This window comes from Streptococcus halitosis, assembly GCF_023147855.1.
GTDB classification, from domain to species: domain Bacteria; phylum Bacillota; class Bacilli; order Lactobacillales; family Streptococcaceae; genus Streptococcus; species Streptococcus halitosis_B.
Map to the genome: position 1 here is coordinate 139,829 of NZ_JAHXOP010000002.1, position 23,689 is coordinate 163,517.

At 41.5% G+C, this 23,689-nt stretch carries 23 protein-coding genes; 6 read left to right on the top strand and 17 right to left on the bottom strand.

The genetic code is table 11. The features are described 5' to 3' along the window. The first annotated feature begins 34 nt into the window (after positions 1-34). Positions 35-475 (top strand): LytTR family DNA-binding domain-containing protein, encoded by a 441-nt coding sequence (locus tag KZX55_RS05120; protein WP_248025292.1) that lies wholly within the window; start codon positions 35-37, stop codon positions 473-475. Beyond that, positions 472-930 carry a DUF3021 domain-containing protein gene (locus KZX55_RS05125; protein ID WP_084867755.1) on the top strand — a complete coding sequence of 153 codons (459 nt, stop codon included), beginning with the start codon at positions 472-474 and terminating at the stop codon, positions 928-930. Before KZX55_RS05120 ends, KZX55_RS05125 begins: the two co-directional genes overlap by 4 nt. Positions 931-972: 42 nt before the next feature. Here KZX55_RS05125 and mutS read toward each other — a convergent pair whose 3' ends face one another. Together mutS and argR are read right to left on the bottom strand one after the other, a co-directional pair. Next, entirely contained in the window at positions 973-3,507 is a 2,535-nt protein-coding gene (gene mutS / locus KZX55_RS05130; RefSeq protein ID WP_248025305.1) for a DNA mismatch repair protein MutS, read from the bottom strand. 50 nt (positions 3,508-3,557) lie between these two features. Continuing rightward, positions 3,558-4,004, bottom strand: coding sequence for an arginine repressor (gene argR, locus KZX55_RS05135; RefSeq protein WP_001231483.1), 447 nt, complete (start codon positions 4,002-4,004; stop codon positions 3,558-3,560). A gap of 154 nt (positions 4,005-4,158) precedes the next feature. On the opposite strand from argR, the gene argS reads away from it, so the two are divergent. The 3 genes from argS to KZX55_RS05150 all read left to right on the top strand — a co-directional run bounded on the left by argS (position 4,159) and on the right by KZX55_RS05150 (position 7,902). Then, on the top strand, positions 4,159-5,850 hold the full coding sequence (gene argS, locus KZX55_RS05140) for an arginine--tRNA ligase (RefSeq protein ID WP_248025310.1): 1,692 nt from the start codon (positions 4,159-4,161) through the stop codon (positions 5,848-5,850). Positions 5,851-6,179: 329 nt separating this feature from the next. Then, entirely contained in the window at positions 6,180-6,425 is a 246-nt protein-coding gene (locus tag KZX55_RS05145; protein WP_248025313.1) for a MarR family transcriptional regulator, read from the top strand. Positions 6,426-6,639: 214 nt separating this feature from the next. Then, a complete protein-coding gene (locus KZX55_RS05150) occupies positions 6,640-7,902 on the top strand; it encodes an NRAMP family divalent metal transporter (protein ID WP_248025316.1) in 1,263 nt (420 codons plus the stop codon). 80 nt (positions 7,903-7,982) lie between these two features. On the opposite strand, the gene nrdI is transcribed toward KZX55_RS05150, so the two are convergent. The 5 genes from nrdI to KZX55_RS05175 all read right to left on the bottom strand — a co-directional run bounded on the left by nrdI (position 7,983) and on the right by KZX55_RS05175 (position 12,683). Further along, positions 7,983-8,453, bottom strand: a complete 471-nt coding sequence (nrdI, locus tag KZX55_RS05155) for a class Ib ribonucleoside-diphosphate reductase assembly flavoprotein NrdI (protein ID WP_007520838.1) — start codon at positions 8,451-8,453, stop codon at positions 7,983-7,985. A gap of 77 nt (positions 8,454-8,530) precedes the next feature. After that, complete coding sequence (locus tag KZX55_RS05160; RefSeq protein WP_057488839.1) at positions 8,531-9,064, bottom strand: ABC transporter permease; 534 nt, start codon at positions 9,062-9,064, stop codon at positions 8,531-8,533. Between the two features lie 58 nt (positions 9,065-9,122). Next, entirely contained in the window at positions 9,123-10,409 is a 1,287-nt protein-coding gene (locus tag KZX55_RS05165) for a response regulator transcription factor (protein WP_248025321.1), read from the bottom strand. Between the two features lie 11 nt (positions 10,410-10,420). Further along, positions 10,421-12,091, bottom strand: coding sequence for a sensor histidine kinase (locus KZX55_RS05170; RefSeq protein WP_248025322.1), 1,671 nt, complete (start codon positions 12,089-12,091; stop codon positions 10,421-10,423). Further along, positions 12,069-12,683, bottom strand: coding sequence for a YesL family protein (locus tag KZX55_RS05175; protein WP_248025323.1), 615 nt, complete (start codon positions 12,681-12,683; stop codon positions 12,069-12,071). Before KZX55_RS05175 ends, KZX55_RS05170 begins: the two co-directional genes overlap by 23 nt. 133 nt (positions 12,684-12,816) lie before the next feature. Here KZX55_RS05175 and KZX55_RS05180 point away from each other — a divergent pair, with 133 nt between their 5' ends. Continuing rightward, a complete protein-coding gene (locus KZX55_RS05180; protein WP_084852791.1) occupies positions 12,817-13,386 on the top strand; it encodes an MptD family putative ECF transporter S component in 570 nt (189 codons plus the stop codon). 174 nt (positions 13,387-13,560) lie between these two features. Here the strand turns inward: KZX55_RS05180 and dltD are convergent, their stop codons facing one another. The 10 genes from dltD to KZX55_RS05230 all read right to left on the bottom strand — a co-directional run bounded on the left by dltD (position 13,561) and on the right by KZX55_RS05230 (position 23,650). Then, positions 13,561-14,733, bottom strand: a complete 1,173-nt coding sequence (dltD, locus tag KZX55_RS05185; protein ID WP_248025326.1) for a D-alanyl-lipoteichoic acid biosynthesis protein DltD — start codon at positions 14,731-14,733, stop codon at positions 13,561-13,563. A gap of 47 nt (positions 14,734-14,780) precedes the next feature. After that, positions 14,781-15,935 (bottom strand): D-alanyl-lipoteichoic acid biosynthesis protein DltB, encoded by a 1,155-nt coding sequence (gene dltB / locus KZX55_RS05190; RefSeq protein WP_248025355.1) that lies wholly within the window; start codon positions 15,933-15,935, stop codon positions 14,781-14,783. A gap of 159 nt (positions 15,936-16,094) precedes the next feature. Next, the gene (locus KZX55_RS05195; RefSeq protein WP_000137507.1) at positions 16,095-16,787 is read right to left on the bottom strand and encodes a methionine ABC transporter permease; all 693 of its coding nucleotides are present in this window, start codon (positions 16,785-16,787) and stop codon (positions 16,095-16,097) included. Between the two features lies 1 nt (position 16,788). After that, positions 16,789-17,850 carry a methionine ABC transporter ATP-binding protein gene (locus tag KZX55_RS05200; RefSeq protein WP_084852794.1) on the bottom strand — a complete coding sequence of 354 codons (1,062 nt, stop codon included), beginning with the start codon at positions 17,848-17,850 and terminating at the stop codon, positions 16,789-16,791. Continuing rightward, a complete protein-coding gene (locus tag KZX55_RS05205; protein ID WP_248025358.1) occupies positions 17,843-19,216 on the bottom strand; it encodes a M20 family metallopeptidase in 1,374 nt (457 codons plus the stop codon). Before KZX55_RS05205 ends, KZX55_RS05200 begins: the two co-directional genes overlap by 8 nt. 98 nt (positions 19,217-19,314) lie before the next feature. After that, positions 19,315-20,169, bottom strand: a complete 855-nt coding sequence (locus tag KZX55_RS05210) for a MetQ/NlpA family ABC transporter substrate-binding protein (RefSeq protein WP_084921147.1) — start codon at positions 20,167-20,169, stop codon at positions 19,315-19,317. 154 nt (positions 20,170-20,323) lie between these two features. After that, complete coding sequence (locus KZX55_RS05215) at positions 20,324-21,154, bottom strand: amino acid ABC transporter substrate-binding protein (RefSeq protein WP_248025362.1); 831 nt, start codon at positions 21,152-21,154, stop codon at positions 20,324-20,326. A gap of 102 nt (positions 21,155-21,256) precedes the next feature. Beyond that, a complete protein-coding gene (locus KZX55_RS05220) occupies positions 21,257-21,580 on the bottom strand; it encodes an AzlD domain-containing protein (protein ID WP_248025364.1) in 324 nt (107 codons plus the stop codon). Further along, on the bottom strand, positions 21,570-22,265 hold the full coding sequence (locus KZX55_RS05225) for an AzlC family ABC transporter permease (RefSeq protein WP_000659752.1): 696 nt from the start codon (positions 22,263-22,265) through the stop codon (positions 21,570-21,572). The genes KZX55_RS05220 and KZX55_RS05225 overlap by 11 nt, the downstream gene beginning before the upstream one ends. A gap of 158 nt (positions 22,266-22,423) precedes the next feature. Then, on the bottom strand, positions 22,424-23,650 hold the full coding sequence (locus tag KZX55_RS05230) for an MFS transporter (RefSeq protein ID WP_248025366.1): 1,227 nt from the start codon (positions 23,648-23,650) through the stop codon (positions 22,424-22,426). Between the last annotated feature and the right edge of the window lie 39 nt (positions 23,651-23,689).

The following is a 23,689-nucleotide window of genomic DNA, read 5'->3' on the forward strand; positions in this document are numbered from 1 at the left end:
CACAATTTTGTATGAAATGTAAGGAGAAAAATTTATGAAAGTAGAACTACAGATTAGCGAGTTTTACGAGGAGGAAAAACTGATTGTCCAAGCACCTCAAGAAACCAAAAAAGTCCAAAAAGTCATCGAATTTGCTGAAAATCTTGACCAAAAAGAAACAATCAAAGGAAAGATTGAAGATCAGGTCTATCTAGTTGAAATTGGCAAGATTCAGCGCTTCTATATCGAGAATCGAAAGGTTCTAGCTGAAACTGCATCTCAGACCTACAGCATTGATTTGCGGCTCTATCAGGTTCTTGAAATTCTGCCGACAACTTTTATCCAAATTTCCCAATCAGAAATCGTTAATATCGACTCGATCTCTCATCTCAAGCTCACGCCCAACGGTCTGGTTGAAATTTTCTTAAAAAACGAAAGCTTCACCTACTCTTCACGCCGTTACCTAAAAACCATCAAGGAGAAATTAGAACTATGAAAAAACAAATCTTTCACGATGCAGCCGCTGGTGTACTTATCGGCCTCATCCTCTCTATCCTTTTTTCACTCATTTATGCACCAAATACCTATGCCCCACTGAGTCCCGAGTCTCTTATCGGCCAAGTGATGGTTCAACATCAGGTTCATGGTGCCCTGGTCTTGCTCTACTGCACGATTATCTGGTCAGCTATCGGCGTTCTCTTTAGCTTTGGCAGCCGCTTATTCAACCGTGACTGGAGCCTGCTCCGTGCCACACTTTCCCATTTCTTCCTCATGCTGGCTGGCTTTGTCCCACTGGCAACTCTGGCTGGTTGGTTCCCCTTCCACTGGACCTTCTATCTCCAGCTCATTCCAGAGTTTGCGATCGTCTACCTCATCATCTGGATTATTCTCTATAAAAGAGAAGCAAAAAAAGTAGACCACATCAATCAACTCTTGGCTCATAAAAAGTAATAGAGAAAAAGCCCACTCACAAATGCATGAGTGGGACTCTTTTTATAACTTTTGTTTGAGCTCGACTAAGACATTCATAGCCTGCATAGGTGTCATGTTGTAAATATCCAGTTTAGCTAATTCCGCTAGAATAGGATGCTCTTCAGGCGCATCAAAGAGTGACATCTGCTCTGTGACAGCACTCGTTTGTCTCATGGGAGCAGGACTTTCCGTCCCTTGACTCTCCAGTTGAGTTAATATCTTATCCGCCCTTGCTAAAAGTTCTGCTGGTAAACCAGCAATCTTAGCAACATGGATACCGTAGGATTTGTCAGCTGGACCTGGTTCAATCTTGTGAAGGAAGGTGACTTGTCCATCCTGTTCTAAGGTTGCCACGTGAACATTGACCAAGTGTTCCAGGCTAGACCCCAGACTGGTCAACTCATGATAGTGAGTCGCAAAGAGGGTTTTGGCTCCGATATACTCATGGATGTATTCGATGATGGATTGGGCAAGAGCCATCCCATCATAAGTTGCAGTTCCACGTCCCAATTCATCAAAGAGAATCAAGGAATTCTTGGTCGCATGCGAAATGGCATTGTTAGCCTCCATCATTTCTACCATGAAGGTTGATTGACCTGAAACCAAGTCATCGGCTGCTCCGATACGGGTAAAGATAGCATCAAAAATCGGCAAATGGGCGCTTTCTGCCGGCACATAAGAACCCAGCTGAGCCATAACCGCAGTTATGGCTAGCTGCCGCATATAGGTAGACTTCCCACTCATGTTGGGCCCTGTAATCAATTGAATGCTGGTATCTTCTGCCATCTGAATCGTATTAGGAATATAGGTCTGAGCTCCCATGACCTTTTCGACGACTGCATGGCGCCCTTTCTGGATATCAATTTGTGAATCGTCTCCAAACTCAGGTCGAATCAAATGCTGGGTTTCAGCCACAACCGCCAGACTTTGCAAGACATCAACTGTAGCAATTCCTTGGGCTAAAGCCTGCAAACGCTGGATGTACTTGCTGACTTCCTCACGGATGCGCATAAAGATTTCATATTCTAGGTTGGCTGACTTCTCACGCGCCTCCAGCATATCCCCCTCGATACGGGCTAATTCTTCGGTACCAAAGCGTTCCGAGTTTTTCAGTGTCGCCTTGCGGAAAAAGTGGGCTGGCACATTTCCCAGTTGCGAATTGGTCACATGGAAATAGTAGCCATCTTTTTTATTGTAGTCAATCTTAAGCGTACTGATGCCAGAGTTTTCTCGCTCCTTAGCCTCAATCTCAGCAATCCAGCTAGTTCCTTCTCTGAGGACACGACGGTATTTATCCAAGGTCTCATCAAATCCCGTACAGATAATGCCACCTTCCGTAATCACGTGAGGAGCTTCAGGAGCAATCGCTGCGCTAATCAAGCTCTCCAACTCAGGGATGGCATCTAACTGTGCGATAAGATGGGCTAGAGCAGGCTGCTCCATGCCTTCTAAAATCGCACGAATCCGTGGTACACTGGATAAGGTGGTCGCTAACTGCAAGAGATCCTTGGGATTGGTCTTACCAAAAGAAACCCGACTAGCCAAGCGTTCGATATCATAGACACCCTTGAGGCTATCCGTTAAATCGCTGCGCTCAAAGAAGTGGTCAAGAAAGACCTGCAACACGTCTTGACGTTGGACGATTCGCTCCTTATCAATCAAAGGACGATGAATCCAAGAACGCAAGAGCCGCATACCCATAGCCGTTTTGGTTTCATCTAAAAGCCAGAAAAGACTGCCTTGCTTCTTACCTGAACGGGCATTCTCAACCAAATCCAGACTAGCCTTGGTCGCATAATCCATCTGCAAGAAATCTTTGATTTCATAGCGGATAACAGGTTTGAGGTGGTTCAACTCCCTCATCTGGGTCCGGTGAACATACTGGAGGAGCTTACTAGCTGCTGCTTGCTCCACAGCTGCCAGTCGTGAATCCAGTAAATGAAGGTCCTCAAAGCCTTCTTTTTCATAAGAAAGTACCAGATTCATCTGACGTCTGAGGATTTGTTCTTCTTCCTCAGACAAGTCATAACCCAGCACCACTTCTCGAGCCTTGAGGTTACGGATTTCCCCACAAACCAACGCGAAATCCAATAGCCCCGTCACATAAAAGTCACCCGTCACTAGATCCATATAAGCTAGACCAAACTGATTGCCATCACGATCTAAGGCAACCAAGAAATTATTCTGACTATCCGGCTTACTGCTATCGACAACCGTTCCAGGTGTGATGACCTGGACCACCTCTCGCTTGACAACACCGACCGCTTGTTTGGGATCTTCCATCTGTTCTGCAATGGCAACTTTATAGCCCTGCTCAATCAGAACATCGATATACTGTTGGGCAGAATGATAGGGGACACCCGCCATGGGTATCGGATTTTCTGCATTTTTATTCCGACTCGTTAAGGAAATTTCTAAAATTTGCGCTGCATTAATTGCATCTTCATAGAACAACTCGTAAAAATCACCCATTCGAAAAAGCAAAAAAGCATCTGGGTATTGTTTCTTAATATCCACATACTGTTGCATGCCGGGTGATAGCTTTTCTGTTGCCATTTTCCGTCTCTCCTTGCTAAAAATAAGTCTTGAGAGCAACTCCCAAGACCTTATTTATCTTTCATCAAATCTAGCAAACGATCTTCCATCAGCTTGGCAACGTGCTGGTCTCGACAAATAACCAATAAGGTATTAGCACCAGCAACCGTTCCTAAAATCCATTCATCCTTGTTTGCATCTACAATGTTTGCTAAGACTGCAGCTTCCCCAAGTTTGGTATGCAGTACCAAGGTAAACTCTGCTCTTGCAACTCCTTCTAAATGATGAGACAAAAACTCAACTAAATCAATCTTATCTGTCTCATTTGCTAGTACATAATACACCATATCATTTTTCTTAACCTTGGTCAAGCCGATTTCACGCAAATCACGCGACAAAGTCGTTTGTGTCACATAAACATTACGAGCTTCTAAACGATCTTGAATCTCTTTTTGTGTCCCAAGTTTTTCTTCGGTGATCATCTTTTTAATCAATTGATGCCGTTCTCTTTTTCTCATATTATCCTCTTAAGTGAATATTTATAACAAATTTTACATTTATTTTATAACTATATTATACCAAAAAAACTAGATAATTCAAAAAAATTCTTTTCTTTCTCAAAAAATGTAGTAAATTGTGTTAAAATAGTAAAAAAGCCCAAAAGGAGCCCTTATGAATACAAAAGAATTGATTGCTAGCGAGTTGGCTAGCGTCATTAACAGCCTGGATCAAGAGGCTATTTTAAATTTACTGGAAACACCTAAAAACTCAGAAATGGGAGACATCGCCTTCCCAGCCTTTTCTCTAGCAAAGGTTGAGCGTAAAGCTCCGCAAATGATTGCAGCAGATATTGCTGAAAAAATCAATAGTCAAGCCTTTGAAAAGGTTGTCGCAACAGGACCTTACGTCAACTTTTTCCTTGATAAAAGTGCTATTTCGGCTCAGGTATTACAGGATGTTATCACTGAAAAAGAGCACTATGCCGACCAAACCATTGGCAAGCAAGAAAATGTTGTCATCGATATGTCTAGTCCCAATATCGCAAAACCATTCTCTATTGGGCACCTGCGTTCAACCGTTATCGGGGATAGCTTGTCACATATTTTCCAAAAGATCGGCTATCAAACAGTCAAGGTCAACCACCTAGGAGACTGGGGTAAACAGTTTGGGATGTTAATTGTTGCCTACAAGAAATGGGGTAACGAAGAAGCCGTTAAAGCGCATCCAATCGATGAACTTCTCAAGCTCTACGTTCGCATCAATGCTGAAGCTGAAAAAGACCCTAGCTTGGATGAAGAAGCACGCGAATGGTTCCGTAAACTGGAGAATGGAGATGAGGAAGCCCTCGCTCTCTGGCAATGGTTCCGTGATGAAAGTTTAGTGGAATTCAACCGCCTTTACAATGAATTGCAAGTCAAATTTGACAGCTACAACGGGGAAGCCTTCTACAACGATAAGATGGATTCTGTTGTAGACATTCTCGCTGAAAAAGGACTTCTTGTTGAGTCAGAAGGGGCTCAAGTTGTCAATCTTGAGAAATATGGAATTGAACATCCAGCCCTCATCAAAAAATCTGATGGTGCAACTCTCTATATCACACGTGACTTGGCTGCAGCCCTTTACCGTAAAAAGGAATACCAATTTGCAAAATCCATCTACGTTGTTGGTCAAGAGCAATCTGCCCACTTCAAACAACTCAAGGCAGTACTACAAGAGATGGGCTACGATTGGAGCCAAGACATTGTCCATGTTCCGTGTGGGTTGGTAACAAAAGAAGGGAAAAAACTCTCTACTCGTAAAGGAAATGTCATCTTACTAGAGCCTACTATTGCAGAGGCTGTTAGTCGTGCCAAGGCCCAAATCGAAGCGAAAAATCCTGAGTTAGAAAATAAAGACCAGGTTGCCCACGCTGTTGGAGTCGGGGCTATCAAGTTCTATGATCTTAAGACCGACCGTACAAATGGATATGACTTCGACCTTGAAGCTATGGTATCCTTTGAAGGGGAAACTGGACCTTACGTTCAATACGCCTACGCTCGTATCCAATCTATCTTGCGCAAAGCCGATTTCAAACCAGATGCAGCTGGCAACTACAGCTTGAACGATGCTGAAAGCTGGGAAATTATTAAACTACTCCAAGACTTTCCACGTATTATCAATCGTGCAGCAGATAACTTTGAACCTTCTATCATTGCGAAATTTGCGATTAGTCTGGCTCAAGCCTTCAACAAGTACTATGCACATACACGTATCCTAGATGAAAGTCCTGAGCGCGACAGTCGTCTGGCCCTCAGCTACGCAACTGCAGTCGTTCTCAAAGAAGCTCTTCGTTTGCTCGGAGTAGAAGCGCCGGAGAAGATGTAAATCGCCAAAGTTACTTGATTGCAGAGCAATCTAAGTAACTAACGCCAAATCCTATTCGGACTTTGGCTAGGCGCTTCACTAGTCATGGCTCCTAAATATAATCGATTTAGAGGCCATGACGTCGTAACCAGTACGAGTTGCCTAAACACTTCACTAATTCACCTAACCAAATAATATCGATTTGGTTAGGCTCATGTCGTAATCTTTTAAATTACTTGAAAGCAATCCGAACGATTGAGCAAAATAACATTTATATTTTGTTCGGCCTTGCAGCTGTTCAATGAAATAATTTATTCACTTTTACTATTTATCACACTGGGAGATTTCCTATGAGCCAATATGCTTATATCCTCGTTGTACTTAGCTTGGTTTTCCTTTTTCTGCTCAATAAGTACGAGAAGGAAAGACTTCAAAGACTCTACCAAGAGCAACTCTTGAAGGATGAGACATTTAGGTCTGACATCAAAGAAAAAATTCACACGACTGACAACATCAATGATGTCATTGCACATATCAATAAAACTTACCATCTGGGAATGTTGCTCTCAAAAGACATTACAGATCAATTGAAATAATCAAAATCCGAGAAGCTTTCTTCTCGGATTTTGATTCGCCCTAGTCAACGTCATCCCCTTGAAACAGCCACAGTTATTTTCATATGATTTTTGTGAATTTTTTCAGGATTTTCTAACTTTTTTCAAAATATTCTTGCATTTCTTTTAAGTTTTTTGTAGAATAGTAGCTATCTATTCAGATTATTCTGAAAATTCAAAAATAGGAGCGTTTATTATGTCACAAGTTACGTTATCAAACCAGTCAACCTGGGCAAGCAAACTAAAGGCAATGGGACCAGGAATCCTCATGGCTTCTGCCGCCGTTGGAGGTTCTCACATTGTATCCTCTACTCAAGCTGGTGGTTCTTATGGTTGGTCACTACTCCTCTTGGTTATCTTGGCCAATATTTTTAAATATCCATTTTTCCGTTTTGGTGCCGAATATACTGCCGACACTGGTAAAACCTTGGTCGAAGGCTATGCCGAAAAAGGGAAACTCTATCTCTGGATTTTCTTTGTCCTTAATGTTTTTTCTGCTATGGTCAATACAGCTGGAGTCGCTATCCTTTGCTCAGCCATCATCGCTAGCGCTTTTCCAATGATCGGTCTTAGCATCACTCAATGGTCCCTCATCCTTGTTGCAGTCATTTGGGCCATGCTACTCTTTGGTGGCTACAAACTATTGGATGGTATGGCAAAATGGATCATGTCAGCTTTGACTATTGCAACTGTTCTTGCAGTTATCATTGCAGCAATTAAGCATCCAGAATACAGCTCTGATTTTGTCGAGAAGACACCTTGGCAAATGGCAGCCCTGCCTTTTATCGTTTCCCTCCTAGGATGGATGCCTGCCCCTATTGAAATTTCAGCCATCAACTCACTCTGGTCTGCTGAAAAGAAAAAGACCGTCAACTTTAATACAGAGGACGCCCTTTTCGACTTTAACGTTGGTTACATTGGAACTGCTATCCTGGCTGTATTCTTCGTAGCACTCGGAGCACTCATTCAGTATCCTACAGGACAAGCAGTTGAAGCCGCTTCAGCCAAATACATCTCTCAATTCGTGGGTATGTATGCCTCTGTTCTTGGAGAATGGTCCCGTTATTTGATCACCTTCATCGCCTTTCTCTGTATCTTTGGAACAGTCATTACTGTTATCGATGGCTATTCTCGCGTTAATCAGGTTTCCCTACGACTCTTGTTAAGTCAAAAAGAGGATGATAGCAAATCTTTGAACATCTGGATGACCCTCACAGCTATTATCGGTATCGTCATCATCAAGTTCTTTGCTGGTCAAGTTTCAACCATGCTCCGCTTCGCCATGATCGGTTCTTTCCTGACAACACCATTCTTCGCTCTTTTGAACTATGTATTGGTGACACGTGAAAATAAAAATCTTCCTTCTTGGCTAAAACTCCTCGCTATCGCAGGATTGATTTTCCTCTTTGGCTTCGCTATCTTCTTTATCTATGCACTTGCTATCGGAAAAGCAGGATAGTTTATAAATGGCACCCTTACGGGGTGCTTTTTGTATACACAAAAAGCAGTTGAAAATCTCAACTGCCCCTCAGTACTACTTTATTTTTCTGTTTCTAACTCATACAAATCTGCAATGATTGCTGCGACCTTTTTAATATCTCCCAGCATACCACGCATTTCAAAGTCAGCCAAAACTGGGAAACCAAAGCGCTGACTATACTGCTTGGCTGTCAGGCAGTATTGATTGTTAAAATTGCGATTACCAGATCCCACTACCCCAAAACACTTACTAGCATTGTCCCCATAGGCGATAAAGTCGCCCAGTGGAGTTGTTAAAATCTCGACATCGCCGTTATCGACACCATTTCCACCTTCTAGATAGGTCGGCAAGAAAGCGATATAGGGATGTTCCATTTCAAAGAATTCTTGACCTTCCTTGACTAGGTCCTTGATATGGATTTTTTGGACCTCAATCCCTTCGTACTGGGACAAGAGATAGTCCTTGAGTCGGGTTACAAAACTTTCTGTATTCCCACTCAGACTGATATACACTAAGGATATTTTTTTCATGTTGACCTCGATTTTTATGTTTACGATATAAAAAGAACTATCAAAATTGTAACTTGATAGTTCTTTTTTGTCAATACTTAGGCAGCTTCTTCTGCTTCGACTTCCTCAGCCAAGTCCTTTTGTTGGCGCCACATCTTGTAGAAGACTAAGGCTAAAAAGAGAACATTGATGATGATGAACAAAATATTCGTCCCTTTTGCTAATGCTCCCATTCCTAAGCCAAGGGCACTATCTTTGATTAATTGAACCGCATCTTGAACGTTCATATAGCTATAAACCAAACCAACAATAGCTAGTAAAACATAGCCAACATAAGTATAGTTTGCGAATTGTACGTTTTTACGTACGAGAAACACAAAGGCTACTACAACTAAAATTGCAGATAAAACAATCAACGACATATTAAAAATAGAGTGAGAGGATTCTGACACTTTGTAAGTATAGTTGACCGTGTCTTCTAATTGCTGGGCAGTGAGCGTCCCGCTATTCGCCAGGCTAGCACGAAGAGCATCTTTACTTGGCAATGGACTCAAGATTCCAAATAATGACATAGCCGAAATGAGGGCTGATAGGACTAACAAAACCCAAAGATAAATAGGATTCTTTTTCATGTTTTCCTCCATAAGATATTTTGAACATTATAGCATTTTTTGTACAGGAATACAACTTTTACAAGCTGGTTTCAACTTGTTTACGATAGGCTTTCGGTGATTTTCCGCACAATTTACGGAAAACCTTGTAGAAATATCCAACATTACTGTAGCCAACTGCATAGCAAATATCTTCGATGCTATCACTGGTCGAAAGTAAGAGTTGCTGCGCTGCCTTAATTCGCTGTTTATTGAGCAATTCCGCAAAGGTTGAGTTGGTTTCTCTTTTGATCAGCTGCCCGAGATAGACAGGATTGATAAAGAGATCCTTGCTGATATCCTTGAGCGAGAGCTCTTTCTGATAATCACGCCCAATCACCTCCAGAACGCTCACCACATTTTCATTCATGCGGTACTGGCCAAAGAACTTGGTCAAGGTTTCTTTGATATAGGCAACCAATTCTTCAAAGGAGTTAATGGCATGGATGGCTTTGACAATCTCGGTCATATCATCTGCTTTTAGGTGTTCAAACAAATGAAAGACATCCATGACAAACTGGGTGAAGAGCTGCTTCGTGATGGCCACGCGCGGAGTATTCTCCAAAACGACCTTCTCTAGCAGGGTTAATTCCTCGATGATTTGATTGATATTTCCTTGGATAATCACGCGATAAATCGGTTCGTAATAAGCAAATAGACTCTCGGATTTTTCTAGATTGACAGAACCGTAGAAGAGGGCTTTTTCAGCATTGATCTTCCAATTCTCAAAGGACTGCTGGTAGGGTGCTTCAAATGGTGCCACGACGATGCCATCGAGCGGTTGATCGGAGATGAAAATCTGCCAATCTTGTCCCAAAACATAGTAAGGAATGGTAAAAGAACCTTGCGTTTCCTTGGATAGACCAATCCACCAACTGTCTTTACCTGACAGGTAGTTCGTAAATCCTGTCTCATCCAATTCTTGACTAAGAGTCTGACTTTGCTCCACCTTTTCCTGAAGCTGTTGCGCAATTTTTTCTAATAAATTGCCCAACTCTACCTTGTCTACTGGCTTGACCAGATAATCCACGACACTGAGGTTCATGGCTTTTTTGACGTAGTCAAACTCCTGATAACCAGACAGCAAGATATAATAGGTATCTGGAAGTAGCTCTTTCATTTCCCTAATCATCTCAAGTCCGGTCTTATCTGGCATATTGACATCGGAAATGACCACATCTACTGGATTTTCCTTGACGTAGTCCAAAGCATCATCTGCGTGATTAGCTGTCGCGACGACTTTCATATCCCATTTTTCAAAGGGGATTAATCGCTTGAGCCCCTCTGTCACCATGTACTCATCGTCTACTAATAAAACTTTATACATTTCTACCCTTTCTATTCATTCTGGATAGTGATATGGTAACGAACACCTTCTTGCTCAGCTGACTCTACACTGATTTGGTAGCGATCCCCAAAGTAGAGAACAAAGCGTTCGTGTACATTTACTATTCCAATTGATTGCCGCTCCCCACTATAGCTTGCTTCGTGTTCAAAACTTCGTTGAGTTAATTTTTCTTGCAAGCTAGCTAGTTTCTCAGCGGGCATTCCTCGACCATTATCTACTACTAGGATTTCAACGAATCCTTGGCCCTTCAAGGCTTTGATACTGATGACATTATCTGTTCTGCGATGATCAACACCATGGGCAAAGTAGTTTTCTACTAATGGTTGGAGTGTAAATTTTGGAATTCTCATTTCTTCCAATTCTGGTGCAATCTTGAAACCATAGGCAATGGATTTAGGATAACGCACCATGCAAAGATAGCTATATTTTCGGCAGAATTCCAACTCTTGCTTCAACGTGGTTTCCCGCTCGTCGGAGATATTGTTGCGTAACAAGCTACTAAATTCATAGATAATATCTGCCAGTTCATCCTGACTTTGCATGACGGCATACATCCGTAAAAACTCCAGAGTATTGTACATAAAGTGAGGATTAATTTGAGCCTGCAGAGCTCGCATATTGGCATCTTTTTGACTGAGCTCTAGCTGATAGATATCGTGGATATTTTTTTCCAGGCGATCCAACATATCATTGGTTGTTTCTGCAATGAGAAGCAACTCTTGGTCTTTTTCAGAGGTATCGATTCGAAGGCCTTCTTCTCCTTGAGCAATCACCTCTATCGAATCTACTAGGTCTACGACTTGTTTTTGGTAATTTGAGAAAGTCTGTCTAAGGGTCACGTACAAAATGATGATAAAGAGGATACTTAGCCCAATAATGATAGCTGAACTCGTCAAAGTTCCTGTAAGAACAAAATTTTTAGGAACAGCAGCTCGAACCTGATAACCGTGAGAGGTGACACCTACAAACCAGTTTTCTCGCTCGGCTGATACCTTCTCCCCAATATGGAACATCTCGGTCTCAAAAGGAGAAGTTACTGTTACAGCCATCGGGATATGGCCCCTTGTATTGTCAATAGCTCCATGGAGAACATCTGGCGATAAGGAGATATAGATCACTCCTAAATCCTTGTCAGACACAGGATCAGAAACGGGAATGGCAAAACTGTTGGCTGTCGGCTTAAAATCCTCCGCAGGGACTTTCTCCCCGCTGCGTTTTTCTCTAGTCGAAACATACACTTCCTTATAGTCCTGAAGGACAATAGCCACTCCAGTCACAAAATCATTCCGAACATAGATATTATCAATATTTTCATACAGGGATACAGAAATATAAGGCGAAGTTTTACGCTCTAATTGCCAGTAGAAATAGTCTGGGGTGCTAAGACTGAAATACTTGTAAATCCCTTCAATGCGGGCCTGATTTTCAACCAAAGACTGAGCAAGTCGGGTTGACTCTCTGTGATAATATTCCACTTCACTCACTGTCCGAGTGGTCACACGTTCTGCAACCCGTTGGGCCTCTTTCTCACGTGAATCCCAGTCAGCATACGATAGCATAATCGCAAAACTGGCAATGACCACGATCATGACCAAACTATAAATCCGTAAAAGAGAGTGAAGCCAAAACTGCTTCATTCTATTTTGTCGCCAATTTTTCATGGATACTTTCATAAATAGGTTCCAACATATCACTGATAAAGAAATGCCACATTCCAATTCCTACAAAAAAGAGCAAGGCAGGCATATAATAACCAACTCCTACAAGGAGAGCGGACCCGAGTAAAACCTTGGCAATCGCAGGTAGGCTCATAAAAATCCCGATAAGGGATAGTTTCAAGGTATTTTGGTAGGATAAATCAAAGTACACCTGAAGTTTCAAGGAAACAGTATAGGCTAGAAAGACAAGAGCAACTACAAGGACATTGAGAAAGGTCGCCAAGAGGTGGAAAATCGTCTGGTGGGGCAATTGAACTAGAAGATATAAACCATAAATTAGAACAAGATCCACAAACACAAAACTATAGAAAGCCAGATTGCTCTTGACAAAATTACTCTTATACAATTCCCAAGCTTCCTTCAAATGGTATGCTCGATAGGTATACCCATGCTCCGCATACAAACTCATAAGAGTTGCACTAGCTGGTGCCAAACCAAAGACCACTCCTCCTGCTAGTGTTAATAGCCAGAAATAAGCCGTCGCCATCATTCCTAAAAAGATACGATTAAAGACGAATTCTAGAAATTTTCCCATGCTACTCTCCTTAAACTAACGATGTAACTATTATATCATATTTCAAACGTTTTCAAAAATATAGAACTCCCATTTACAATCCTCAAAAAGCGTGATACAATTGGTTTTGTTAATTCGAATCAAGGAGATTCTCATGAAGAAAAATATCTTAACCACCCTCTTAGCCGCCGTCCTCTACTTTCTCTGTGTAGGGATTGGAGTCTTCCTAGGACACTTGGTCGACCAAACAGGCAATATGTTCTACGCGCCTGCCTTTTCTGCCCTTGTCGGCGGCAGTGTCTACATGCTTCTTTTGACGAAGGTCCCTCGTTTTGGTGCTATCACCACTCTAGGACTCTTTATGGCACTTTTCTTCCTAGCTAGCAAGCATGGCGCTGGTGCCTTTCTCCCAGGACTCGCCTGTGGTCTTGCAGCAGATGCCATCGCTCGTCTCGGAAACTACAGAGATCGAATCAAAAACACCCTCTCCTTCCTCGTTTTTGCTTTTAGCACAAGTGGTCCTATCTTCCTCATGTGGATCCGTCCCAAAGCTTACGTAGCTACCTTACTTGCGCGTGGGAAATCCCAAGAATACATTGACCGTATCATGGTCGCTCCAGAGTTGGACAAAATCCTTCTCTTTGTTTCAAGCATCCTTCTAGGTGCCTTGATGGGGGCTGTGGTTGGGCAATTTCTAAGTCAAAAAATAGCTGATAAACTATAAGCTAAAGGCCCTGAAGACTAGCAATGCCTAGTTCCAGGGCCTTTTTGTATACAATCCTAAAATTCACTATAGATAAATTCTTGAATATTCGAAAAATCGGTCACAAAACAGTAGATCACGATGCTCAAGATGACCGTATAGAAAAATAGTGTCCACAAGATTAAACGATGTGTGTTAGTTAGCTTGGTTTGCAAATTTGTAAAGTTCTTTTTCAACTTCCATCCATCCTTTCACTCCAACGTGCATCACGTCAAATAAAAAGTAATCATCATACTCTCTGTTTCCATAGTTTAGTACCGTTGCACCATGGCTTTTTGCGACATCTTCTATTTTTTTATAAGTTTTTTCTCGCATTTCTCTTGAGACACCAGTGTAGTCGTTCCATTTCCCGTTTACTGGGAAAATAATAACCTCAACTTCAATGCCCAATTCTTTGGCAACTGTCAAGAAGAGTTCCATATCTGAATATTCTGGTGACTCCAGATAGCTCAAATCTTTATTGGAATCTTTCAGTGATGCATAGCGATCTTTTAAGTAAGTATTGTAGTAGTTATTATCAACAGCATAGTCATTATTGTCTGTTTTCTTTTTGACCTCTTCCACAAACTGATTCGTCATTTTCTGCCAATCATAGTCTGGGGTTTTATCTCCTGATGAGGGATAATCTGATTTCTCATGATTTTCATAAAATTTTCGTTTGAGCTTAAAGGAATACATCGCGTTATCTAACTCTAATAGTTTTTTATCAACAATGGTTCCTTTTCCATCTATGAAATAACTTTTGTATTTTTTGTAGATGTCATTTTGTTGCTTGTTCCCCTTGGTAATCTCGATAATGCGATTGATTAGTTTTTCTTTCGTTTCCTTACTAATCTTGTCATTATCTAGCATGTGGAAAATATGTTCCTGAGAAGCCTTGTTCAAAAAAGCATCTTGATGAGTCCCATCTTTTTCAAACCACTGAACCGACTCTACTATAGCTACTTTTCGCTTACTCATAGACCCTTCAATAGAGGCTAAAGTAGAGGCTTGAATGATATTTTGAGAATAGCTAGTTCCAATCTGCATGATATTGAAATCGTTGTAATTAAAAATTCTATTGGGATGATAATCTTCATCCTTTGTCGCAACCAACTCGGATGACCCCAATAAAACCAGTGTATTGGGAGTAATATTGCTTGTTAAAATATCTCTACTTTTATATTTTTCATACGAGGTGCTATAACGAATACTGTTATCCTTGACTTTATAATAATCATCAATCTTCTTGACATACGTCACATTTAAAAGGGCAAGCGTCGCAATTACGAGCACAAGCGATAGTAAAAATGCTTTTAATTTAATCATCTCGTTTTATCCTATCCCTTCGATCTGGCAGACTTCTTTTCAATCTCTTATCTCTTTAAAATCGTAAGTAAGATTTTATAGGGTTCACCTGAAAAGATAAAGAAACCAATCATAACCAAATTCATGGTTACAAACCAACTTAGTAGCTTATACCAGTTTTTATTTTTATTTTTCTTATAAAAATTGCTTTTCTTTTGATACACTTCAAATCCAGCCATCAAGACACCATGGTAAAAACCATAAAGAATGTAGCTAACACTAAGACCATGCCAAAAACCCATGACCAACATATTGACCATATAGGCATAGGTTGCATTGTGTAGCCTGTTTTTAAACCATTTTTTCCTGATAACCTGCATCAATACTCTTGAAAATACAAAATCTCTCAACCAGGTCGACAAGGTGATATGCCATCTGGTCCAGAAATCCTTGATATCGACACTCAAGAAAGGTTTGTTAAAGTTCATCGGTGTCTGAATACCTAGAATATTACTACTTCCAACGGCCATTAGACTGTAGCCTGCAAAGTCGAAGAACAGATACAAGGTATAGAGGTACATATACTTGATTGAATAGACGACTGTACCAGTATTATTTAGAGTGAGTAACATCTGGTAAACATAGGTTGATAAAACAACCTTGTAAAGAAGGCCTAGAACGATACGATACACACCGTCCCCTGCTAACTCCAGATACTCTTTTCGGGGCATGACCTCGTTTATCTCTTTTAAAAATCTCCTACTCCGATCAATTGGACCAGCACTAACTGTTGGGAAAAAGAGTAAAAACTGTAGATAATCTTTTACACTGACTTTTTCTTTGATCAAGCCATCCGATATTTCTAGCATGATCTGAATGGTCTTAAAGGACATATAGGAAATTCCAATAAAGGCCAACAAATGCAGAGAAGTCAGGGCAAAGACTTTATTGATTACCAAAGGAAGAATGGAAAGGAAAACCAGTGGTTTCAGCCACTTTGCCTCTATCCGCTGCGCTAGAAAAACCAGAAAATACTGGTAAACGATAAAGGCGAGCAAATAGACAATCATCGCTCGACTCTTACCATAGATAGCTCCTGCAAATAAGAGAGAGAGTGCCAAAATATAGTAGTCCTTACGTTTTTCAAAAAAGTTTACCACAAAACCAATCAGTAAAACTACAAATAAGAGAAGGAAAAACTCATTCCCCTCGAAATAATTCATACCAGCCAAACTCCTTTACATTATCATCCCTTCGACAGCAAACTTTCTGACTTGCTAATTGAGGGACCTTTCTTTATTATAGCATATTTCTAAAAAGAAGCTTTACTCTTCTTGCATTTCAGTGAGAAAACAAAAAGGAGTCCTGTTGAACTCCTCCCATTATTTATGACTTAATTTCTTGGTCAAGAAATCTCCCAAGAACTGGATTGTAAAGATAATCAAGATGATAATGATGGTTGCCAAAATGGTCACATCGTGATTGTAGCGGTTAAATCCATAGGCGATCGCTACGTTACCGATACCACCAGCACCAACTGCTCCCGCCATAGCCGTTTCCCCAACAAGGGAAATCAAGGTCACTGTCGTCACACGAATCAAATCTGGAAGACCTTCTGATAGATAAACACCCACGATGTCCCAGAAGGTCGCTCCACTAGCCTGCGCCGCCTCAATGACACCACCATCTAGCTCAGCCAAGACCACCTGCACCTGACGGGCAAAGAAGGCAAAGACCGCAAAAGAAAGTGGGACAAGGGCTGCATTTGGCCCGATACTCGTCTTCACAATCAAGTGAGAAAGTGGCGACATGATTGCCAAGAGGATGATGAAAGGAACCGCACGGAAAATGGAGGTGATCTTGTCTAAAATCCAAAAGATAACCTTATTTTCCAAGACACCGCCTGGCGCTGTCAAGACAAGGAAGAGACCTGCCACCAGCCCCAAGAACCCTCCGATGATGAAGGAAAGAACTGTCATATAAAGAGTTAGGTAGATAGCCGTTCCCCAGCCTGCCTGACCAGCCCAGCCCATCTTATAGACATTTGGTAGATAAGTTTGAATCAACTCTGTCATTTTACTGTCCTCCCTTCAATACTTTTAACTGGACACCCGCTTGACGAATGGCTTCTTGAGCACCTGCTAGCGCTGCTTTTTCACCTGACAAGACCACCACCAATTCTCCAACGGGAGTGCCATCGAGAATTTCGATATTTCCATAGAGGATATTAGCCGTTACTTGGTAATGTTTGTACAATTCATTCAAAAGTGGTTCGTCTGTCGAAGCACCTGCATACTTGAGCTGCACTAAGATACTGTTTTCAGATAAATGCTCTACGATTTCTTGCTTCTCAATCTTGACCATGGCTTCATCAATACCTGTCGCAGTTGAGATAAAGTCCTGGGTCAAAGGTTGTTTAGGATCTGAAAAAATTTCAAGAACACTACCCTCTTCAATCAAACGACCATCCTGCATAACTGCCACACGGTTGGCAATGTCTTTGACAATCTGCATTTCATGCGTAATCAAGACAACCGTCAAGCCTAATTTTTGGTTCAAATCTTGCAACAAGGCTAGAATTTGCTTGGTTGTCTTAGGGTCGAGGGCAGACGTTGACTCATCTGAAATCAAAATTTTCGGATCATTTGCCAAGGCACGCGCAATAGCTACACGCTGTTTTTGCCCTCCAGATAGTTGTGAAGGGTAGTTTTCAGCACGATCTGCAAGGCCAACTAAGTCTAACAACTTAGCTACTTTGGCCTTCTTTTCTTCCTTGCTGAGTCCAGAGTGTTTAAGGGCAAAGGCTACATTTTCCTCTGCTGTCTTTTGACTCATCAGGTTAAAATGCTGGAAAATCATCCCGATATCCTGACGTTTACGACGCAACTGCTCTGCCGTCAAGGTTACCTTGCCATCAAAAATGACGTCGTTATCAATGGTAATTTTCCCTGCAGATGGCTTTTGCAAGAGGTTAATCACCCGTACAAGGGTTGATTTCCCTGCTCCAGAATATCCAACGATTCCGTAGATATCCCCTTCTTGGATGTGAATAGTCACATCTTTGACCGCTGTGATGGTTCTTTTCTTTTGGTGAAAAGTCACATCGATCTGATCTAACTTGATAATATCTCTACTCATAGCTTCTAATCAGCTCCTCTACTAATTCAATATGGGTGTAGTAATCGGCGATTCGCACATTTTCATCTCCACCGTGGTCTCGGCTATTGGCATTTCCTAGACCGAAGGCCACCATTGGCACCTCTAGGGCATCAAAGACCGTATGCATAGGTCCTGTTCCCGCTGTTGTCGGTAAGACCGATACGCCCTGAGAGTAGAATTTCTTGGCCAATTCGATCACATTGAGAATGGCTGGTGCGCTCATATCGCTTCGATAGCTCATCTCTCCCAAGGTATAGTATAATTCTACCTTATCAAAGCCATTTTTGTCTAGCTGTTTCCGAATTTTTTCCAGGACATTGTGCGGTTCTAGGCCAGGAACCAAACGAACTTCTAACTTGGCATTGGCTTCTGCTGGCAAAATCGTTTTAACCCCTTGCCCTTGATAACCTGACTGAATCCCTTCGATATTAAGGGCTGGCTCAAAAAAGAAACGTTTTAGAAAGGCTGCACGTTCCTCTTGTAAGAGAGGCAATTTCAAGCCATAAATGCGACTAATTTCCTCAGGATTGCGTTGGGCGTAGGTATCTACCAAGGCTAGTTCTCGTTCATTTGGCTCTTGTACTTCTTCGTACAAGCCTTCTACCAAGATACGCCCATCTGCTGCACGTAGGCTACTTAAGGCCTGGATAAGATACCAAGGAGCTGATTCCACAACCCCACCATAACTCGAGTGGATATCCACATCAGCGCTTTTTACCTTGGCATCAAAGGTTACAATTCCCTTGTTTCCGCCAGAGATTTCAAGCTGTTCCAAGGCGTTCTTGGTCCCTTGTTCCCAGACTAGCAAGTCCGCCCCACGGAGTTTGTCCGCATGTTTTTCCAGATACTTATCTAGGTCTGTTGAAGCCGATTCCTCCGCTCCTTCCATGATAAAACTGATATTGACAGGCAGGTCATCATGATGCTGCATATATTTTCTCAAAGCACTCAAACGAGCTGTGATATGGCCCTTGTCATCATCAACCCCACGCCCATACATAAAGCCATTTCGTACAGAAAGGGTAAAAGGATCCTCTGTCCACACCTGGTCACCATCCGCTGGCACGGTGTCATAGTGGTTATAGAAGATCAAGGTCTTAGCATCTGGACGCGAACTCTTGAAATGCGCCATGACAAAGGGCGCCGTGTAGCTCTCATCTATCTCGACTTCAGCTCCCACACGCTTGAAAATCTCACCCAAATAGTTGGCGACTTCCTTAAGCCCGACCCGCTGGGCAAAGACTGATTTCTTGGAAATCAAGGTACGCAAAACTTCAAAATAATGCTGGGCTACATGATCCTTTTCAAATTTTTCAATCTGTTCTTGTTCACTAGGAAAAACCATTTTTTCTCTACCTTTCTATGAACGTATAGTCTTCTTTACAATCCATGCTCTATACAAAAGCAAGAGGTGGAAACTCTCTCCCACCTCCCTGTGTCTTATTACCAAACTGGTTGATCCAAACCGTCTGATGTTTCTTCGATAACTTTTTTCACTTCATCAGTGTGGTAAGCTGCGATAATTTTCTTGATGGCATCAGCCTTAGGTGATGATTCCCAATCTTTTTTCGCAACGATGATGTTGTACCATTGTTTTGAGTTTTCATCAGCTTGTTCTTTGAAGAGTGCTTTCTTGTAGTCCAATTTTGCTTCTGTAACGAAGGTATTGTTTACAACGGCAGCATCAACTGATGACAATGAACGAGCTGTTTGACTAGCGTCCAATTCAGTAATCTTCAAGTTCTTTGGATTTTCTGTGATGTTAGCAACTGTTGCAAGGGCAGTTCCAGAAACATCCAATTTGATCAAACCAGCTGATTGAAGCAAGTAAAGCGCACGACTTTCGTTTGTTGCATCGTTTGGTACAGCAATTTCACCCTTATCTGGGATTTCTTCCACTTTGGTATACTTGTTTTCTTCCCCATTTTTACCTGAGTAAAGGCGGATTGGTGAGATATAGGTATCTGCAATCGCTACAAGGTCTTTCCCGTTTTCTTTGTTCCAGTTATTCAAGAAGTTGTAGTGTTGGAAGGCGTTCAAGTCTACTTCGCCATCAGCAGTTGCCTTGTTTGGTTGTGAATAGTCTGTGAACTCTGTGAATTCCAATTTAATTCCATCTTTTTCAACCAATTCTTGGATTTTATCCCAACGTGCTTCTTCAGAACCGCTACGGTTAACTGTTGCAATTTTGACAACTGTTTCGTTGTCTGCTTTCTTTTCTGAATTTCCGCAAGCTGCAAGAGTCAAACCTGCGACTGTAGCAAGAGCTGCTACACCGAGCCATTTTTTAATTTTCATGATTCTATCTCCTTTAAAAATAATACCGTAATAGTATCTCATACTTTATTTGATTTAGCAAATTGTTATTAGATAGGCAGACATATAGTTTGAAACTATATACCTAAAAATTGAGAAATCATCCGCCTTTCTCAGACTGGATGATTTCATACCACTATTTAATATCAGCTTCTGCTGGGAGATAAGTGTCTCCGAAGAACTGTTTAGACAATTTTTCAAGAGTTCCGTCTTTGTAGAGTTCTTGGATACGTTTGTCTACAAATGATTTCAACTCATCTTGACCTTTAGCAAGAAGTGGGTAAACATAAGGTTGTTGGTTGCTTGGAAGTTCAATGACTTTCAAGTTGTCCAAACCTTGGTTCTTGATAACTGTTTCAACACCGATTTTATCAAAAATCTTGTAGTCAAACTGACCATCGCTCAAACGAGACATGATTTGTTGGAAATCAGCCTTGGTGTAGTTAAGAACAGTTGGATTGTCTGCGTGTTGTTTGTTATAATCTTCTAGCTGTTTAGCTGATGTTGTCCCTTGAACGACCTCAGTAGACTTGCCTCCGATATCATCAAGCGACTTGATGCTGTCATCGTCTTTCTTCACAACGAGAACGTTAGGGTTTTTAGCAGTTGGCGCTGCATAAAGGTACTTTTCAGCGCGTTCTTTGGTATAACTAATATTGTTCACAGCCATTTGATAACGGTCGCTATCAAGACCTGCAAAGACACCTGACCACTCTGTCTTTTCAAACTTGACATCGTATTTGTCAGAGTCTTTAAAGATAGCACGGACTACTTCAATCTCATAACCAGTCAACTCGCCATTTTCTTCGTAGTTGAATGGTTTTGGTGAAGCATTGGTTGCAACGATAATTTCTTTCTTACCAGTTGCCTCTCCTTCTTTCTTATCTCCACCTGAGCAAGCTGCTAGTACACCTGCGGCAACAAGTCCTAGAGCAGCAAGAGATGAGTATTTAACGATTTTTTTCATGTCATTTCCTCCAAAATAGAATACTTTACTATCTTAACAGAAAATATTTTTTTTCGCCATTATATGATTTCTATCTCGGTGATAGGTTTTTCTTATGGCTGACTAAAAGACCAGACGCAAGACTGCAACCAAGACTACTCCAAAAAGAACCGTACCCACTAGATTGCGGTAGCGAAAGGCTATCCAAGCCGTTGGAAAGACTGCTAAAAAGTCCAGCCATTTGATCTGAGGAAGGCTGCCAACTTTGCCAGTCACTACGCTTGAAAGGATCAAGGCAAAGATAATGGAAACAGGCAAGAACTTCAAAAACCGCTCAACGATAGCTGGCAAGCCCTTATACTTGACCAATATGAAGGGAATCATGCGGGGAATCCAAGTCACCAATCCAGAAAAGAGGATTGCCATTAAAATATACTTACTGACCATCTAAAACCACCCCCATGGTACAACCTAGCAAGGTCGCAAACAAAACAGCTAGCGACTGAGACACTACTGTCAAGAGCAAAAAGAAAGACACTGCAACAACGGCTAGGATCAGCAGCAGATTCCGTACAGGAACCCGTCTTTGCATAATCTGAAATTGCGAAGTAAAAATCCCGATAAACATCCCAACAAGGGCAAAGTCCAAGCCAAAGACCTCAGGATTTGGAAGAAGGCCACCTAAAGCTGTCCCCGCCACTGTCCCAATAAACCAGGCTACATAACTATTGAGATTGTTCCCGTGCATCCACATGGGATGAACCTTGTCTGTATGGGCTAATTCTCCCATCAAGACCCCATAGGTCTCATCTGTCAGGAGACTGGACATGCCGATATTTTGCCAGAGACTAGTATGACGGAAATAGGTCGATGCATGCAGGCTCAGCAAAAAGAGTCGCAAGTTGATCAAAAAGACAGTCATAGCAATAGCTGCCACAGGCGCTTGTACCGCAATCAGTGCCAACATGGCAAACTGGGCGCTCCCAGCATAAACAAAGAGGCTCATCAAGCCCATCTCAACAGGTGTCACATAGGGCGCGCCAATAATCCCACAAGCCAGGCCAATGCTGACATAGCCAAGAGCAGTCGGCATAGCCGCCTGAACACCTTCCCAAAATCCTTTTTCTTTCATCCTTCTCCTCATATTCTCTCCAATTGCGGCTGTTCGTCATCACAGCCACAGCACGGACTATTATAACATATTCAAAGAAGAGAAAAAAGTCAGCTGATTTTGGCCGTCATAAAAAGACTGGCAATCCAGTCTCAAACACCTATTATACAAATTCTCCTCTAAATACTCTCACGAATATTCAAAAGCATGACAAATGCGGTTAGGAGTAATAGCAATAGAATAAAGCTAACCGCTAGGGTCCCAAAACTTGTAGCAATCGTTACGAAAACGATTGTGAATAGACTTGGTAAAACAACCGTAATAGCACCAATAGAGGATTGAACCGCTCCCATTGACTCCTCAGGTATTTGTTTAAAGACGAGTTCTTGCAATCTAGGAGAGAGTATTCCTGCGACGAAGGCATCCAAAGAGCTGAAAAGCAGAATCAAGCCAAAATGAACTGTGGCAAATCCTACTAGAAGGAGTAACTGGATGACGACCGAAGCGTATAGAGCTGTTTTTATAGAAATCGTATTTTTCAAATAGCCACTTACAAGACTTCCGACAATAAGTGCTGACAATTCTAGTGTTGATAACAAAGCGAGTGATTGACCAGTTTGTAAATCCAAAAACGGTTGGTTTCTTAAAAAAAGAGTTGAAATAGGAACAGTGACATTGATCACAGCTTGGCTGATAGAGACGATAAATAAAATGAAGATCACTCTATCCATATTCCAGATCAATTTTGATGATTGGAACAAATGCTGGCAAAACGATTTTATAGAAAGACCTTCTTGATAGCTAATTGTTTTTTCAACTTTCAAAAGATCATTTTTTATGAGAAGAATACCTACAAATGCTATCAGAAACGTCAGAGCGTTTAGCAAGGAAATGAACTGAATGGAAAGAATTCCTAGTAAAATCCCTCCTAGAATATTACTGATTGTCCGAACTAAACTAACTGTTGATTGTTTAAAGCCAATGGCTTCTGTCAGATGTTCTTTCCCAATGATTCTTATAAAAATAGGAGTTAGCATGGCTCCTGAAAAGTAACTCAATGTATCCGACAAGAGATTCATTAAACAAATAAAGAATACGAGCCATAAGGAAAAGGACTGCCCTGAAAGCGAAAGTGCCACTATAGAATAAAGTACAAATTTGACAAAACTAATAACCGTATACTTTAGAACACGATTGTGTTGAAAGTCAGCCAAAACTCCCATAAAGATTTGCAGAACTTGAGGAACAGTCTCTGAAATCGTAATGAGTAAAATCGCCAAGGGGGCAAACGAAGCGTCTGCCATATAATTCAAAAAAGCAAGATAAAAAATCGTATCCCCAACCGTTGAAATCCACTGGTTGATGGTTAATTGCCTAAAATCTCTATTTTGAATAAATACTTTCATCGCAACTCCTTTTTGAATTCAAATGGGAACTTTTCCCCA

Coding starts and splice junctions, on each gene's coding strand:
- KZX55_RS05210 (WP_084921147.1), bottom strand. CDS start 20,169: ATGAAAATTAAAAAATGGCTCGGTGTAGCAGCTCTTGCTACAGTCGCA.
- argS (WP_248025310.1), top strand. CDS start 4,159: ATGAATACAAAAGAATTGATTGCTAGCGAGTTGGCTAGCGTCATTAAC.
- KZX55_RS05175 (WP_248025323.1), bottom strand. CDS start 12,683: ATGGGAAAATTTCTAGAATTCGTCTTTAATCGTATCTTTTTAGGAATG.
- KZX55_RS05125 (WP_084867755.1), top strand. CDS start 472: ATGAAAAAACAAATCTTTCACGATGCAGCCGCTGGTGTACTTATCGGC.
- KZX55_RS05220 (WP_248025364.1), bottom strand. CDS start 21,580: ATGGTCAGTAAGTATATTTTAATGGCAATCCTCTTTTCTGGATTGGTG.
- dltD (WP_248025326.1), bottom strand. CDS start 14,733: ATGATTAAATTAAAAGCATTTTTACTATCGCTTGTGCTCGTAATTGCG.
- KZX55_RS05165 (WP_248025321.1), bottom strand. CDS start 10,409: ATGTATAAAGTTTTATTAGTAGACGATGAGTACATGGTGACAGAGGGG.
- KZX55_RS05180 (WP_084852791.1), top strand. CDS start 12,817: ATGAAGAAAAATATCTTAACCACCCTCTTAGCCGCCGTCCTCTACTTT.
- KZX55_RS05195 (WP_000137507.1), bottom strand. CDS start 16,787: ATGACAGAGTTGATTCAAACTTATCTACCAAATGTCTATAAGATGGGC.
- dltB (WP_248025355.1), bottom strand. CDS start 15,935: ATGAATTATTTCGAGGGGAATGAGTTTTTCCTTCTCTTATTTGTAGTT.
- KZX55_RS05205 (WP_248025358.1), bottom strand. CDS start 19,216: ATGGTTTTTCCTAGTGAACAAGAACAGATTGAAAAATTTGAAAAGGAT.
- argR (WP_001231483.1), bottom strand. CDS start 4,004: ATGAGAAAAAGAGAACGGCATCAATTGATTAAAAAGATGATCACCGAA.
- KZX55_RS05145 (WP_248025313.1), top strand. CDS start 6,180: ATGAGCCAATATGCTTATATCCTCGTTGTACTTAGCTTGGTTTTCCTT.
- KZX55_RS05215 (WP_248025362.1), bottom strand. CDS start 21,154: ATGAAAAAAATCGTTAAATACTCATCTCTTGCTGCTCTAGGACTTGTT.
- KZX55_RS05150 (WP_248025316.1), top strand. CDS start 6,640: ATGTCACAAGTTACGTTATCAAACCAGTCAACCTGGGCAAGCAAACTA.
- nrdI (WP_007520838.1), bottom strand. CDS start 8,453: ATGAAAAAAATATCCTTAGTGTATATCAGTCTGAGTGGGAATACAGAA.
- KZX55_RS05170 (WP_248025322.1), bottom strand. CDS start 12,091: ATGAAAAATTGGCGACAAAATAGAATGAAGCAGTTTTGGCTTCACTCT.
- KZX55_RS05230 (WP_248025366.1), bottom strand. CDS start 23,650: ATGAAAGTATTTATTCAAAATAGAGATTTTAGGCAATTAACCATCAAC.
- mutS (WP_248025305.1), bottom strand. CDS start 3,507: ATGGCAACAGAAAAGCTATCACCCGGCATGCAACAGTATGTGGATATT.
- KZX55_RS05225 (WP_000659752.1), bottom strand. CDS start 22,265: ATGAAAGAAAAAGGATTTTGGGAAGGTGTTCAGGCGGCTATGCCGACT.
- KZX55_RS05200 (WP_084852794.1), bottom strand. CDS start 17,850: ATGAGTAGAGATATTATCAAGTTAGATCAGATCGATGTGACTTTTCAC.
- KZX55_RS05120 (WP_248025292.1), top strand. CDS start 35: ATGAAAGTAGAACTACAGATTAGCGAGTTTTACGAGGAGGAAAAACTG.
- KZX55_RS05160 (WP_057488839.1), bottom strand. CDS start 9,064: ATGAAAAAGAATCCTATTTATCTTTGGGTTTTGTTAGTCCTATCAGCC.